This window comes from Polaromonas sp. (genome assembly GCF_041689105.1).
Classification (GTDB): Bacteria; Pseudomonadota; Gammaproteobacteria; order Burkholderiales; family Burkholderiaceae_C; genus Polaromonas.
Map to the genome: position 1 here is coordinate 34,213 of NZ_JBDNGU010000148.1, position 13,946 is coordinate 48,158.

12 protein-coding genes and 1 tRNA gene are annotated in these 13,946 nt (G+C 63.1%); 3 read left to right on the forward strand and 10 right to left on the reverse strand.

What is annotated here, in order from left to right; genetic code table 11:
* Nucleotides 1-12: 12 nt before the first annotated feature.
* The 8 genes from rseP to rpsB form a co-directional block, all read right to left on the reverse strand.
* Complete coding sequence (gene rseP / locus ACESMT_RS15405; RefSeq protein ID WP_372827472.1) at nucleotides 13-1,380, reverse strand: RIP metalloprotease RseP; 1,368 nt, start codon at nucleotides 1,378-1,380, stop codon at nucleotides 13-15.
* Nucleotides 1,381-1,393: 13 nt separating this feature from the next.
* A complete protein-coding gene (gene dxr, locus ACESMT_RS15410) occupies nucleotides 1,394-2,581 on the reverse strand; it encodes a 1-deoxy-D-xylulose-5-phosphate reductoisomerase (protein ID WP_372827473.1) in 1,188 nt (395 codons plus the stop codon).
* Nucleotides 2,582-2,591: 10 nt separating this feature from the next.
* Nucleotides 2,592-3,428: a phosphatidate cytidylyltransferase gene (locus ACESMT_RS15415; protein WP_372827474.1), complete on the reverse strand. Its 837-nt coding sequence runs from the start codon at nucleotides 3,426-3,428 to the stop codon at nucleotides 2,592-2,594.
* A complete protein-coding gene (uppS, locus tag ACESMT_RS15420; RefSeq protein ID WP_372827475.1) occupies nucleotides 3,428-4,171 on the reverse strand; it encodes a polyprenyl diphosphate synthase in 744 nt (247 codons plus the stop codon). The genes ACESMT_RS15415 and uppS overlap by 1 nt, the downstream gene beginning before the upstream one ends.
* A gap of 232 nt (nucleotides 4,172-4,403) precedes the next feature.
* A complete protein-coding gene (gene frr / locus ACESMT_RS15425; protein ID WP_372827476.1) occupies nucleotides 4,404-4,964 on the reverse strand; it encodes a ribosome recycling factor in 561 nt (186 codons plus the stop codon).
* A gap of 67 nt (nucleotides 4,965-5,031) precedes the next feature.
* Nucleotides 5,032-5,742: a UMP kinase gene (pyrH, locus tag ACESMT_RS15430; protein WP_372827477.1), complete on the reverse strand. Its 711-nt coding sequence runs from the start codon at nucleotides 5,740-5,742 to the stop codon at nucleotides 5,032-5,034.
* Nucleotides 5,743-5,804: 62 nt separating this feature from the next.
* Nucleotides 5,805-6,719: a translation elongation factor Ts gene (tsf, locus tag ACESMT_RS15435; RefSeq protein WP_372827478.1), complete on the reverse strand. Its 915-nt coding sequence runs from the start codon at nucleotides 6,717-6,719 to the stop codon at nucleotides 5,805-5,807.
* A 115-nt stretch (nucleotides 6,720-6,834) separates the two neighbouring features.
* Nucleotides 6,835-7,587, reverse strand: coding sequence for a 30S ribosomal protein S2 (rpsB, locus tag ACESMT_RS15440; RefSeq protein WP_372827479.1), 753 nt, complete (start codon nucleotides 7,585-7,587; stop codon nucleotides 6,835-6,837).
* Between the two features lie 347 nt (nucleotides 7,588-7,934).
* On the opposite strand from rpsB, the gene ACESMT_RS15445 reads away from it, so the two are divergent.
* Both ACESMT_RS15445 and ACESMT_RS15450 read left to right on the forward strand, forming a co-directional pair.
* Nucleotides 7,935-9,197, forward strand: a complete 1,263-nt coding sequence (locus ACESMT_RS15445) for a D-amino acid dehydrogenase (protein ID WP_372827480.1) — start codon at nucleotides 7,935-7,937, stop codon at nucleotides 9,195-9,197.
* A gap of 38 nt (nucleotides 9,198-9,235) precedes the next feature.
* Nucleotides 9,236-10,813 (forward strand): NAD(P)H-hydrate dehydratase, encoded by a 1,578-nt coding sequence (locus ACESMT_RS15450; protein WP_372827481.1) that lies wholly within the window; start codon nucleotides 9,236-9,238, stop codon nucleotides 10,811-10,813.
* Here the strand turns inward: ACESMT_RS15450 and ACESMT_RS15455 are convergent.
* Both ACESMT_RS15455 and rnr read right to left on the reverse strand, forming a co-directional pair.
* Nucleotides 10,760-11,329 (reverse strand): YggT family protein, encoded by a 570-nt coding sequence (locus ACESMT_RS15455; RefSeq protein WP_372827482.1) that lies wholly within the window; start codon nucleotides 11,327-11,329, stop codon nucleotides 10,760-10,762. The two genes, ACESMT_RS15450 and ACESMT_RS15455, sit on opposite strands and share 54 nt — an antisense overlap.
* Nucleotides 11,330-11,335: 6 nt before the next feature.
* Nucleotides 11,336-13,636: a ribonuclease R gene (gene rnr / locus ACESMT_RS15460; RefSeq protein WP_372827517.1), complete on the reverse strand. Its 2,301-nt coding sequence runs from the start codon at nucleotides 13,634-13,636 to the stop codon at nucleotides 11,336-11,338.
* 222 nt (nucleotides 13,637-13,858) lie between these two features.
* Here rnr and ACESMT_RS15465 point away from each other — a divergent pair.
* Nucleotides 13,859-13,943 (forward strand) — tRNA-Leu (locus ACESMT_RS15465).
* Nucleotides 13,944-13,946: the final 3 nt, after the last annotated feature.

A 13,946-nucleotide genomic window follows, 5' to 3' on the forward strand; every position in this document is an offset into this window, starting at 1 on the left:
AGAAATATGGATTTAACCCAAAAGCCGGGTGACATCGTTAAACAGGGCAACAGACATCATGCCCAGCAAGATGGCAACGCCACCGCGCTGCAACCGGTCCATCCAGGCGTCAGACACGCTCTTGCCGGTTACCGCCTCCCAAAGATAATACATCAGGTGCCCACCGTCCAGAACCGGCAGCGGCAGTAAATTCAGCACCCCCAGGCTCACGCTGATGAGCGCCAGAAACAGCAGATAAGCACTCCAGCCTATGCTCGCCGACTTGCCGGCGTAGTCGGCAATGGTCAGCGGCCCGCTGAGGTTTTTCAGGGACGCCTCGCCAATCAGCATCTTGCCCATCATCTTGAGCGTCAGCACCGACACCTGCCAGGTGCGCAACGCGCCGTTCCACAAGCCGTCCAGCGGCCCATACCGGACCGTCACCATGGCCGGCGGCGTACCGACGTAGGCACCTATCCGGCCAATCGACTGCCCCGCCTCCTGCCTGATCTCCGGCGTCACCGGCAATTGAAAGGTCTTCCCTGCCCGCAGGACCTGCCAGGATTCGGTACCTTTGGAAGCACGTATGGTTTCACGCAACTGCTGTCCATCGACAATGGGCTGGTTGCCAATGCGCAGCACCACATCGTCCATGCGCAAATCCGCTTTTTGCGCAGCACCGCCGGGCATGACCTCGCCAATCACGGCCTGCGTCCAGGGACCGAGGATGCCTATCTTCCTGAAAAGCTGCGCGTCAGCATCAGCTGCATTGAGCTGGCCCAGCGGCAATAACACGCTGCGGGACGGGCCGATCGCATCGCCTTGCGCGGCACCAACACCGTCGGTGACCTCAAGGCGCACATCACGCCCGCCCAGCGCGGCGCGCGTCAGCCGCCAGCGCAGGTCTTCAAAAGAGCGCACCTCCTGCAGAGCCTCGTCGTCGAACGCGGCCTGCTGCACGCGTTCTCCGCCGCGCAGGCCGGCGCGTTCGGCGATGGACCCGGCCACCGGGCTGGCCAGCAAGGGCTGGGGTTCCTGCAGCCCGCTCCAGTTGACGATGGCATAAAGCACGATGGCCAGCAGCAGGTTGGCAGCCGGTCCGGCCGCCACAATCGCGGCTCGCGCGCCCAGGGGGCGGTTGTTGAACGCCAGATGGCGCTCGGCAGGATCCACCGGGCCTTCACGCTCGTCCAGCATCTTGACGTAGCCGCCCAGCGGCAACATGCCGATTGAAAATTCGGTGGGCCTGTTCTTGAGTCGCCAGGTGAAGATCGGCTTGCCAAAACCCACTGAAAACTTCAGTACCTTGACACCGCAGGCAACCGCCACGCGGTAGTGGCCGTACTCATGGATGGCGATCAGGATGCCCAGCGCAACAACAAAGGCGACCAAGGTCAGCATGGCAATACTCCGCTCAGGGCTTCAGGTTTGCGGCCAGTTGAGCCGCTGCAGCACGGGACTCCTCGTCCAGTGCCAGCAAGTCCGCGATACCGCGTATCTCGCCAGCACTCACAATATCCAGTGTCGCGCGGTTCACCGCGTGAATCTGGTCAAAGCGTATACGCTTTTCAAGAAAGGCGGCTACCGCCACCTCATTGGCCGCGTTAAGTACCGCCGTGGTGCCTGCCGGCCCGTCAAGCACCTCCCAGGCCAGTGGCAAACCGGGAAACAGCAAGTTATCGGGCTCGGAAAAGGTCATGGTGGCCAGCGCCCGGAAGTCCAGCGCCTGCGCACCCGAGCTGATGCGTCCCGGCCAGGCCAGGCCATAGGCGATCGGCACACGCATGTCCGGCGTGCCGAGTTGGGCCACCACCGAGGTGTCACGGTACTGCACCATGGAATGAATGATGCTTTGCGGATGAATGACAACCTCGATTTGCGCCGGTGCCAGCCCAAACAGGTAACGCGCCTCGATCACTTCGAGCGCTTTGTTCATCATGGTGGCCGAGTCCACCGAGATCTTGCGGCCCATGACCCAATTGGGGTGGGCACAGGCCTCGTCCGGCGTGACATCGCGAAGGCTGGCTGGCGCACGTGTGCGAAAAGGTCCACCGGAGGCCGTCAGGATGATCTTGTCGATGCGCTCGGCCCAGGCCGAGGGGTCTTCGGGCAGGGACTGGAAAATGGCGGAGTGTTCGCTGTCGATGGGCAGCAAGTGTGCGCCACCGTCACGCACAGCCTGCATGAACACCTCGCCCCCCACCACGAGGGCCTCCTTGTTGGCCAGCAGCAGGCGCTTGCCCGCGTTCGCCGCAGCCATGCAGGCGCCCAGCCCGGCCGCGCCCACAATCGCAGCCATCACGATGTCCACACGTTCGTCGGACGCTATGATTTCAAGAGCATCCGGGCCAGTCAGGACATGGGTTAAGAGCCCGTTTTTCTTTAGCTTTTCAGACAGTTCCCGGGCGTGGGGCGCACTCGCCATCGCAGCGTAATGCGGCTTGAAACGCATGCATTGGGCCAGCATCAGGTCCGTCTGCGTGGAGGCGCTGAGCGCAAAAACCTCGAAACGGTCGGGGTGGCCGGCGATCACGGCCAAGGTATTGACACCGACCGAGCCGGTCGAGCCCAACACGGTGACGCGTTGTTTGGCCAATGTCATAAGGCCCCGGTCACACAGTTACCAGCATCAGGGCCAGCGGCAACACCGGCACCAAGGCATCGACCCGGTCCAGCACGCCGCCGTGGCCCGGCAGCAGCGCGCTGGAATCCTTGGCACCGGCACTTCGCTTGACCAGGGACTCCACCAGGTCGCCCACCACACTGAAAGCCGCCAGGAAAATCATGGCAATCAGGGTCACCCACAGACCGTACTGCGCGGCAAGGCGTGCATACAGGCTTTGCCCGGTGGTGTCGAGCGCCAACCAGGCGATGCACATCACCAGCACACCCACCATGCCGCCCCAGACGCCCTCCCAACTCTTGCCCGGGCTGATCGCCAGGGCCAGCTTGCCTTTGCTGAAACGCCCACCCAGCGCCTTGCCGGCAAAGTAGGCGCCGATGTCGGCGACCCACACCAGCAGCAGCAGGGACAGCAGGAATTCAATGCCCATGAAGCGGGCCTGCGCCACCGCCAGCCAGGCCAGCCAGAGCGCCGCAATGCCGACCACCAGACGCAGCGTTCGCGGAATGCGCGTCCATCCGGCCACGCCGCCACGCAGCAACCAGGCGCCCACCAACACCCACGCGGCACCCGCCAGACGCCAGAGCAGCGGCAAGGGCTGGTTGAGCATGCCCAGGTCCCAGGACATGGCACACAGAATCACACAGGCGAACCCTGCAACCAGCGACGCGGTGGGTCCGTAGCCGTTTAACCTTCCCCATTCCCAGGCCCCGGCCGCAATCAGCAGCAGCGCCACGGCACTAAATGGTATGGGCGTTGGATAAAACAGCGCCGGCAGCAAAATGGCCAGCAGCAAAATGGCGGTGATCACGCGTTGCTTGAACATCAGGCAGCCTTCACGGTTGTTTGGGGGGTGCCAGGTGTGATCTGGCCAGATGTCTTGCCAAAGCGCCGCTCGCGGCTGGCATAAAAAGCAATCGCTTCATCCAGCGCAGCATCGTCGAAATCGGGCCAGAGCTTGTCCGAAAAATGCAGCTCTGAATACGCCGCCTGCCACAACAGGAAGTTGCTGATGCGCAGTTCGCCACCAGTGCGGATCAGCAAGTCCGGGTCCGGCACATGGGCCAACGACAACGCGCGGTCCAGCGCCATTTCTGTGATCTCCTCGCCGCTGGCCACGAGCTTGCGCGCGGCTTGGGCGATGTCCCAGCGACCGCCGTAGTTGAAACACACGTTGAGGACCAGGCGGCTGTTTTCTGCCGTGGCCGCCTCGGCCTGCGTCAGCCCTGCCCTGACCTTGTCGGAGAGCTGCTGGCGCTCGCCCACAAAATGCAGTTGCACGCCGTTGGCCTTGAGGGAAGGAACTTCCCGCGCCAGCGACAGCGCGAGCAGCTCCATGAGGCCGGAGACTTCCTCGGCGGGCCGGTTCCAGTTTTCGGACGAGAACGCGAACACGGTCAGCACACCAATGCCCCGGGCCATACAGGCCTGCACGCAGCGGTTCAGCGCGCCCACGCCCTGCTGGTGGCCAGCAATACGCGGAAGAAAGCGCCGCGTCGCCCAGCGGCCATTTCCATCCATCACGATAGCGACATGGTGCGGGACGGCGGTGGAATTTGTTCGGGCCATGTCAGCAGTCAGTCACTACGCACAGTGGACGGGCCGGGGGCAACTGTGTTTTCAAGCAGCGGCTGCGGGACTGGCTCTGCCAGACCACAGGCGCAACAGCCCCCGAGGGGCTGGAGCCTGCGGCTCCAAAGCTGCTTGAGCAGCTTTGGACAGGCGACAGAGGCGAAGCGTCTCGCGAGCCGCAGCCTGCAGGGCCTCGGGAACTGCGCGAAGCGAGTGAACGTGGCGGCAATCAGACCGCCAAGATGTCTTGTTCCTTGCCAGCGACCAGCTTGTCGACTTCTGCAATAAAACGGTCGGTGGATTTCTGCACGTCATCGTGGGCGCGGCGCTCGTCGTCTTCCGAGGCGAGCTTGTCCTTGACCAGTTTTTTGACGCCATCGTTGGCATCGCGGCGCAGGTTGCGGACCGCCACCTTGGCGTGTTCCCCTTCGCTGCGAACCACCTTGGTCAGCTCCTTGCGGCGCTCCTCGGTCATGGCTGGCATGGGCACACGGATCAAATCGCCCTGGGCGGCGGGATTGAGGCCGAGGTCGGAGTCGCGAATGGCCTTTTCAATCTTGGCGCCCATGCCTTTTTCCCAGGGCGACACACTGATGGTGCGCGCATCGAGCAGCGAGACATTGGCCACCTGGCTGATGGGCACCATGGAGCCGTAGTAATCCACGTGCACGGTGTCGAGCAGGCCAGGGTTGGCGCGGCCGGTGCGGATCTTGGACAGCGCCTGCTTCAAGGACTCCAGCGACTGCTGCATTTTCTGCTCGGTGCTGCTCTTGATATCAACAATACTCATGATGGAATCTCCGGATGGATCTTGTTTTGCAAAAGTTGTGCGGGGCCCGCAGCGGGCGCAAAAAGCATCAGACGTGAACCAGCGTTCCCTCGTCCTCACCCTGCACCACACGTTTGAGCGCACCGTGTTTGAAGATGCTGAAAATTTTGATAGGCAGTTTCTGGTCGCGGCACAGTGCAAACGCCGTGGCATCCATGACTTCGAGATTCTTGCCGATGGCCTCGTCGAAAGTGATGTTGGTGTAACGCGTGGCCGACGGGTCCTTCTTCGGGTCCGCACTGTAAACGCCATCCACCTTGGTGGCCTTGAGCACGATTTCCGCGCCAATTTCGGCGCCGCGAAGCGCAGCGGCGGTGTCTGTCGTGAAGAACGGGTTGCCGGTGCCCGCAGCAAAAATGACCACCTTGCCCTCTTCGAGGTACTGCAGCGCCTTGGGGCGCACATAAGGCTCGACCACACGCTCGATGCCGATGGCCGACATGACGCGCGGCGTGAGACCCGCCTTGTCCATGGTGTCCCCCAGCGCCAGCGCATTCATGACCGTGGCCAGCATGCCCATGTAGTCAGCAGTGGCCCGGTCCATGCCGACCGAGCCGCCCGCCACGCCGCGAAAAATGTTGCCGCCGCCGATGACCACGGCGACTTCCACCCCCAGACGCGTCACCTCGGCAATTTCTTCCACCATGCGCACAATCGTGGCGCGGTTGATGCCGAAGGCATCGTCTCCCATCAAGGCTTCACCCGAAAGTTTCAACAAGATTCGCTTGTAGGCTGGCATGAGGGGAATTCCTGTCGTTCTTGTGGGCGTAAGTTTAGCGGCCTTCCGGGTAAGCGGGGTAATCAGCCTGCCTTGGCGGCGGCCACCTGGGCAGCGACTTCGGCGGCGAAATCGTCGACCTTCTTCTCGATGCCTTCCCCAACCACATACAAGGTGAACGACTTCACGCTGGTGGCTTTTTCCTTGAGCATCTGCTCCACGGTCTGCTTGTCGTTCTTGACGAAAGACTGGTTGTGCAGGCTGACTTCCTTGAGGTATTTCTGCACGCCGCCTTCGATACGCTTGGCAACAATTTCGGGAGACTGGACAGGCTTGCCTGCAGCGGTGGCCACAGCGGCGTCTTCGGCGGCCTTGGCGGCGGCGACAGACCGCTCGCGTGCGACCAGTTCGGCCGGCACCTGGTCGCTGGACAGCGACACCGGCTTCATGGCCGCAACGTGCATGGCCACATCCTTGGCTGCGGTTTCGTCGCCATCAAACTCCACAACCACGCCGATACGCGTGCCATGCAGGTAGGAGGCCAGTTTGCCGCTTTCGAAACGCTTGAAGCGGCGCACCGACATGTTTTCGCCGATCTTGCCGATCAGGCCCCTGCGCACGTCTTCCACGGTCGGGCCAAAGCCGTCCAGGCTCATCGGCATGGCGCCGATGGCGGCGACGTCAGCCGGGTTGTTCTTGACGATGCCCCTGGCCACCGCGTCAGTAAAGGCGATGAAACTGTCATTCTTGGTCACAAAGTCGGTTTCGCAGTTGATCTCTACCAGCGCGCCCATGCCGCCTTCGCTGTGGTAGGCGATCACGCCTTCAGCGGTGATACGGGAAGCGGCCTTGCCAGCCTTGTTGCCGAGCTTGACGCGCAGGATTTCCTCGGCTTTTTCGAAGTTGCCTTCGGCTTCGGTCAGCGCCTTCTTGCACTCCATCATGGGGGCGTCGGTTTTTGCGCGCAGTTCTGCGACCATGCTTGCTGTGATTGCCATCTTTGGTTCTCCGTGTGTCGTGTTGACTTCAAATAAATACATGTGCCTCTGGAAAAGGCTGTGAAAAAGGGGCTACGCGAGCCCCTTTTTCGCGTCAGGCGCAGGGCCGGAACAATCAGGCGGCTGCGTTTTCCACTTCGACGAATTCGTCGGTGCTTTCAGCCGAGACCATCTTGACAACCTCATTGCCCGCACTGGCGCGGCCTTCGATGATGGCGTCGGCGATACCACGCGCATACAGCGCAACGGCCTTGGACGAGTCGTCGTTGCCGGGAATGACATAGTCAATGCCGAGCGGGGAATGGTTGGAATCGACCACACCGATCAGCGGGATGCCCAGCTTCTTGGCTTCGAGAATGGCGATCTTGTGGAAGCCCACGTCGATCACGAAAATCGCGTCGGGCAATGCAGTCATGTCCTGGATGCCGCCGATGTCTTTTTCAAGCTTTTCCATTTCGCGCTTGAAGGTGAGCTGCTCTTTCTTGCTCAGCGAGTCGAGGCCGACTTCCTGCTGCGCCTTCATTTCCTTGAGGCGCTTGATCGAGGTCTTGACCGTCTTGAAGTTGGTCAGCATGCCGCCCAGCCAGCGCTGGTCGACAAAAGGCACGCCAGCGCGTTTGGCTTCGGCGGATACCAGCTCACGGGCCTGGCGCTTGGTCCCGACCATCAGGATGGTGCCGCGGTTGGCCGACAGTTGCTTGGCAAACTTCATCGCGTCCTCGAACATCGGCAGCGATTTTTCGAGGTTGATGATGTGGATACGGTTGCGATGGCCGAAAATATACGGGGCCATCTTGGGATTCCAGAAGCGGGTTTGGTGTCCGAAATGGACGCCGGCTTCCAGCATTTCACGCATGCTTGTTGACATAGATTTACTCCAAAGGTTGTGTCTAAAATCAGCGCTTATCGCCCAAAGGAGCTTTTTAAAAAGTCCCGAGGGAAACACCTTGAATGGCTGATTTGCGATTTATTGCGCAAGCGGCCGAACAGCCTCTCGTACAACCCGCAGAGTATAACATCCCTGCCACTGTGGACACCCGGTCTGCGCTGCGTAGCCACCGACCCCGCGCCCGTGCGCGCCAACCCGCGCCTTTCGATATAAAAATGATAGCAGCCTGCGCCCGCCCGCCAAGGGCTCAAGCCCGATTAGACTGAAGTATTCATGCCTATGTCCTGTTCTGCCCTGACGACTCCCTGTTTGCCACAGGCCGCCCCGTGAAAGTCGCTGTTATAGGCGCCGGCATCATCGGCATCACCACCGCCTGGGAACTGGCCATGGACGGTCATGAAGTCACTGTTTTCGAGCGTCGCGGTGCGGCCGCCGAGGAAGGCAGTTTCGCCAACGCCGGCGTGGTCGCACCCGGCTACGTCACCCCGTGGGCAGTTCCCGGCATGCCGCGTAAGGTCCTGAGCCACCTGTTCAGCCGCCATGCCCCGGTTGCGCTGAGCTTGCCCCTGTCCGGCAGCGAGCTGGCCTGGATGTGGAAGTGGTGGCGCGCCTGCCGGCTGGAAACCTGCCTGACCAACCGCGCCAGGCTGCAGCGCCTGGCCGTCTACAGCCGGAACCGCCTGCACCACATCACCACCCAACTGCAGCTGGAGTACGACCGCAGCCCCGGCTACCTGGTGCTGTTGCGCTCGGAAGTAGACGCCAGGATGGTCGAGCCCGGCCTGCAGGTGCTGCGGGACGCCGGCGTGAGCTTCCGCCAGCTTGGCTCCGATGAGGCGCGCAAGGTCGAGCCGGCCCTGAACCCGGACACGCCTTTTCTGGGTGGGGTACACCTGCCTGATGACGAAGTCGCCAATTGCCGCCAGTTCGCTCTGTTGCTTAAAGCGCAGGCCCAGGGCCTTGGTGTCAATTTCGAGTTCAACAAGACTGTAGCCCTCATGGAAAAAGCGCAGACAGCTACACTTTTCATAGCAGGTGAAGCCGCGCCGCGTCACTTCGACGCGGTGGTGCTGTGCGCTGGCCTGGCGTCGGCGCAACTGCTCAGGCCGCTGGGCCTGAAGATTCCCATGGCCGCCGTGTATGGCTACTCCATCAGCGCACCCATCCGCGAACCTCTGAACGCGCCGCGCAGCGGGTTGATGGACGAACGTTACAAGGTTGCCATCTCGCGCCTGGGTAACCGGGTGCGTGTGGCGGGAAGCGCCGAGCTCGGTGGCGCGGCCGACAAAAAGCGGGCGTCGTCGGTGCGAACGCTGTACAAGGTGCTGCAGGACTGGTTTCCGGGCGCCGCCCACACCTCCGGCACCGGCGCCAGCGTGCAGGAGTGGAAAGGCGCACGGCCCATGCTGCCCGACGGCCCGCCCGTCCTGGGTGCCAGTGGCATCCCCGGCCTGTGGCTCAACCTGGGCCACGGCTCGAGCGGCTGGGCGCTCAGCTGCGGCAGCGCACGGGCCGTGGCCGACCTCATCGACGGAAAAACGCCAGACATTGACATGGACGGCCTGGGCGTTGGCCGCCTCGCGCGCTGACCGGTCAGCGGATAGGCGGGTCAGCGCCACAATGCCCTATGCAGAAAATCTCCACATCCACCGCCCTGACCCTGCCGCTGTACGGCGTGGCAGCGACGCGCCGGCTTGAGCAGCAGACGGCTGCAGCCCTGCCCCCGCACACGCTGATGCAGCGCGCCGGGCTTTCAGCCGCGCGCCTGAGCCTGGCGCTGGCGCCGCATGCGCAGCACCTCTGGATCGCCTGCGGGCCGGGCAACAACGGCGGTGACGGCCTGGAAGCCGCCCTGCACCTGCATCAGTGGGGCAAAACCGTCACCGTCAGCTGGCTGGGCGCACGAAGCGAACGCGAAGGCAAGCTGCCCGCCGACGCGCGGGTATCGCTGCAGCGCGCCCGCGCCGCCGGCGTGCCGTTTTCCGACGGTCCACCGCCAGACTGGGACTTCGCCATCGACGCCCTGCTCGGCATAGGCGCGACACCGCGAACCGGTGATACAAGCGCGGAAGCAAGCCAGCTGTCCCTGTGGCTTCACCGGCTGCGCAGCAGCAGCCAGCCCGTGCTGGCCTTCGACATCCCGAGCGGACTGCAGGCCGACACGGGTACCGATATTGCTCCTGAATCAATAGCTGCTTACGCCCGTACAAAAAGGGCTGGAGCCCGATTTTGCTTAAGTTTTTTGAGCCTGAAGCCAGGTTTGTTCACCGCCGCCGGGCGTGACCTCGCCGGTCAGGTCTGGTGGGATGATCTGGGCATCACCGCGCCACCCGACATGGCGCCCGACGCCTGGCTGGCCGGCCAGGACCGCGCTGGCCTCAGGGGCCGCGACCGGGCCAGCTACAGCAGCCACAAAGGCAGCTTCGGGGATGTGGCTGTCGTCGGCGGCGAGTCCGCCGGCGCTACCCACATGGCCGGTGCCGCCTTGCTGGCCGCCCGTGCAGCCCTGCATGCCGGTGCCGGCCGGGTGTTTGTCGCCCTGCTGGGTAGCCCCGCCATGAATGTGGACCCGCAACAGCCTGAACTGATGTTCCGCAGGCCTGACGCACTGGATCTGGCCCACCAGGTCGTCGTTTGCGGTTGCGGCGGTGGCGATGCCATCGCCCGCGTACTCCCGCTCATCCTGTCGCGGTCAGCGTCCCTGGTGCTTGATGCCGACGGACTCAACGCCGTCGCGCGCGACACGCAGTTGCAGACCCAGTTGCGCGCCCGCGCCGCCCGCGGCTGGCGCACCATTTTGAGCCCGCACCCGCTGGAGGCCGCGCGCTTGCTCTGCAGCAACACCGCCGCCGTGCAGGCCAACCGGCTGGACGCGGCGAGCCGGCTGGCTGCGCAGTTTCAGTGTGTGGTCGTGCTCAAGGGATCCGGCACGGTGATTGCCGCGCCCGGGGACATTCCCGTGATCAACCCCACCGGCAATGCCCGTCTGGCCACGGCCGGCACCGGCGACGTACTGGCAGGCATGCTGGGCGCTGCCCTGGCCGTCAGGCGAACGGCTTTTGAAGCCGCCTGCAGCGCGGTGTTGCGCCACGGCCAGCTGGCCGACGACTGGACGGCGCAGCATCCAGGGCGTCCCCTGACCGCTTCGCTGCTAGCCGAGAACCATCAGGCCGATCTGCAGCAACAGCAGCAGCACCAGCGCTGACAGGTCCACGCCACCAATCGCAGGAATCACCCGCCGCAAGGGTGCCAGCAAGGGTTCGGTCAGGCGGCCCAGCAGGACATAGATCGCCGAGCCGGGCTGCACCCACGAAATGATCGCAAACGCCAGCACGGCCACAAAGGCCACCTGCAAGGCGACGCGCAGCAGCATTTTCAGCGCCGCCAGCAGCAGGGCCGGCAGCAGCATGAGGTTCAGGCCCGACAAGTCCTGCAAACCACCGGCGAACACGCCGATCAGCAGTGCGACCAGCAGCGCAAAAACCAGCGACAGCACAAACGCCGCAAGCACGCTGGCCCAGTCCACACGGGACTGTGCCACGGCCTGGGGCAGGACACGCCGCATGGGTTTGACGATCCAGTCGGTCACGGCCATCACGAAGGTACCGGGCTGGGCACGCATGTTGATGCGCAGGTAATTCATCCAGGCGCGCAGCAGGGCCGCGCCTATCAGCACAAAAAAAAGTGTTTCAAGCAGGAAGACAAGAATCCGGATCAGCATGGCTCGTCAACGCCTCGGTTTCTTACTCGACTTGCGGATTGCACCGCTGGCCGATTTCTTGACCGCCGCCTTGAGCGCCTGGATAGGCGATACTGGCGCGCGGCTGCTGCCAGCACTGCCGCTGCGCGCGCCTGAACGCTGCTCGGTACGTTTGGCGCCGCGTTTTTCCCCGCGCTTGTCAGCCCGGGCATCACCAGCGCCGCGTGGCGGAGCACGGTCCTGCTCGGGCAGGTCAGCCGGACGCCCGCCCGTCTTGTCCTTCATGGCACGCGTCAACAGCTCTTCGCCCTCGCGCACCAGCCGGAAGTCGATCTTGCGGCCGTCGAGGTCGACCCGGCTGACCTGCACGCGCACGCGCGTGCCGATGGCGTAGCGAATGCCGGTGCGTTCACCGCGCAGTTCCTGGCGTGCCTCGTCAAAACGGAAGTATTCCCCGCCCAGCTCGGTGATGTGCACCAGGCCCTCGACATACATGGCGTCGAGCGTGACAAAGATGCCGAAGCCGGTGGCTGCCGTGACCACGCCGCCGAACTCCTCGCCCAGATGCTCGCGCATGTATTTGCATTTGAGCCAGGCTTCCACATCGCGGCTGGCTTCGTCGGCGCGGCGCTCGTTGGCGCTGCAATGCAGCCCCGCTGCGAGCCAGGCCAGCTGGTCCACACTGACTTTTTTGGGCTTTTGCGTGGGATCGCTGACCCGCGACGCCAGCCGTTTGGACAGCTTGGCCTCGGCCTCGCCCGGCGAGGGCAGGGTTGGCAGCTGGTACTTCGTCTGGTTCAGCACCGCCTTGATGACACGGTGCACCAGCAGGTCCGGGTAGCGCCGGATCGGGCTGGTGAAGTGGGTATAGGCCTCATAGGCCAGGCCGAAGTGGCCGTTGTTCATCGGCGTGTAAATTGCCTGCTGCATGGAGCGCAGCAGCATGGAGTGGATTTGCTGCGCATCCGGCCTGTCCTTGGTGGCGACCGCAATTTGCTGGAACTCGCCCGGCGCCGGGTCGTCGCTGATCGTCAAGCCCAGGCCGATGGCCTTGAGGTAATTGCGCAGCATGTCCTTTTTTTCGGGCGTCGGGCCTTCGTGCACACGGAACAGGCCCACATGTTTGCTTTGCGAAATATAGTCGGCCGAGCACACGTTGGCCGCCAGCATGGCTTCCTCGATCAGGCGGTGCGCAACGTTGCGGGTGCGAGGCACGATTTTCTCGATGCGCCCCGCATCGTCACAGACGATCTGGGTTTCGGTGGTTTCGAAATCCACCGCGCCGCGCACAGCACGCTCCTTGAGCAGAGCCTGGTAAACGTCATGCAGGTCCAGCAGGTGCGGCACCAGGGCCTTGCGCTGCGCCGCCTCCGGCCCACGCGTGTTGGCCAGGATGGCGGCAACTTCGGTGTAGGTGAAGCGCGCGTGGCTGAACATCACGGCCGGGTAAAACTGGTACGCGTGAACCTCGCCCTTGGCATTGACGAGCATGTCGCAGACCATGCACAGGCGCTCGACGTTGGGGTTCAGCGAACACAGGCCGTTGGAGAGCTTTTCGGGCAACATGGGAATCACGCGGCGCGGAAAATACACGCTGGTGGCTCGGTCGTAGGCGTCTACGTCAATCGCGCTACCGGTCTCGACATAGTGACTCACATCGGCAATCGCGACCAGCAGGCGCCAACCCTTGCCGCGCCCCACCTTGGCCGGTTCACAATAAACGGCGTCATCAAAATCTCGCGCATCCTCGCCGTCGATGGTGACCAGCGGCACATCGCTCAAATCCACGCGGTGTTTTTTGTCGCCAGGACGCACTGTGTCCGGCAGGGTGCGCGCCAGGGCCAGCGCCGCGTCACTGAACTCGTGCGGGACGCCGTATTTGCGCACCGCGATTTCAATTTCCATGCCGGGGTCGTCGATCTCGCCAAGCACCTCCTTGACGCGGCCTACCGGCTGCCCGAACAGCGCCGGCGGCTCAGTGAGCTGGACCACCACGATCTGCCCGGTTTTGGCCGTACCAGTTGCGCCTTTCGGAATCAGCACATCCTGCCCATAACGCTTGTCTTCCGGCGCCACCAGCCAGACGCCGCTTTCCTGCAGCAGCCGACCGATGATGGGGTTGGCCGAGCGTTCGATGATTTCGGTGACGCGGCCTTCCGGACGGTTTTTTCGGTCATGCCGCACGATGCGTGCCTTGACACGGTCCTTGTGCAGCACGGCGCGCATCTCATTGGGCGGCAGGTAAATGTCGGCTTCGCCGTCATCACGCTGAACAAAGCCATGGCCATCGCGGTGGCCTGATACGGTGCCCTCAAACTCGGCAAGCAGCCCGGCACCCTGGCCGGTACTTTGTGTAGTTGTTTTGATAAGTGATCTCTCTTTTTGAGATGGTTAAATTTGCAGGACCAGCCCCGGTAAAAGCAATAAACAAGTCGGTCGCGGGATGGCCCGTAGCGTCAGGGGGAGGCAATCAAAAAGGCTGCACTGCCAGTGAAAAATTTTGGACTTCGTTCCGAAAAATCGATTCCGCAATGGTACACTGCTGGCTGTGCCCGGGTGGCGGAATTGGTAGACGCGCACGGTTCAGGTCCGTGTATCGCAAGATGTGGAGATTCGAGTTCTCTCCCGGGCACCAGAT

Coding starts and splice junctions, on each gene's coding strand:
- rseP (WP_372827472.1), bottom strand. CDS start 1,380: ATGCTGACCTTGGTCGCCTTTGTTGTTGCGCTGGGCATCCTGATCGCC.
- dxr (WP_372827473.1), bottom strand. CDS start 2,581: ATGACATTGGCCAAACAACGCGTCACCGTGTTGGGCTCGACCGGCTCG.
- ACESMT_RS15415 (WP_372827474.1), bottom strand. CDS start 3,428: ATGTTCAAGCAACGCGTGATCACCGCCATTTTGCTGCTGGCCATTTTG.
- uppS (WP_372827475.1), bottom strand. CDS start 4,171: ATGGCCCGAACAAATTCCACCGCCGTCCCGCACCATGTCGCTATCGTG.
- frr (WP_372827476.1), bottom strand. CDS start 4,964: ATGAGTATTGTTGATATCAAGAGCAGCACCGAGCAGAAAATGCAGCAG.
- pyrH (WP_372827477.1), bottom strand. CDS start 5,742: ATGCCAGCCTACAAGCGAATCTTGTTGAAACTTTCGGGTGAAGCCTTG.
- tsf (WP_372827478.1), bottom strand. CDS start 6,719: ATGGCAATCACAGCAAGCATGGTCGCAGAACTGCGCGCAAAAACCGAC.
- rpsB (WP_372827479.1), bottom strand. CDS start 7,587: ATGTCAACAAGCATGCGTGAAATGCTGGAAGCCGGCGTCCATTTCGGA.
- ACESMT_RS15450 (WP_372827481.1), top strand. CDS start 9,236: ATGCAGAAAATCTCCACATCCACCGCCCTGACCCTGCCGCTGTACGGC.
- ACESMT_RS15455 (WP_372827482.1), bottom strand. CDS start 11,329: ATGCTGATCCGGATTCTTGTCTTCCTGCTTGAAACACTTTTTTTTGTG.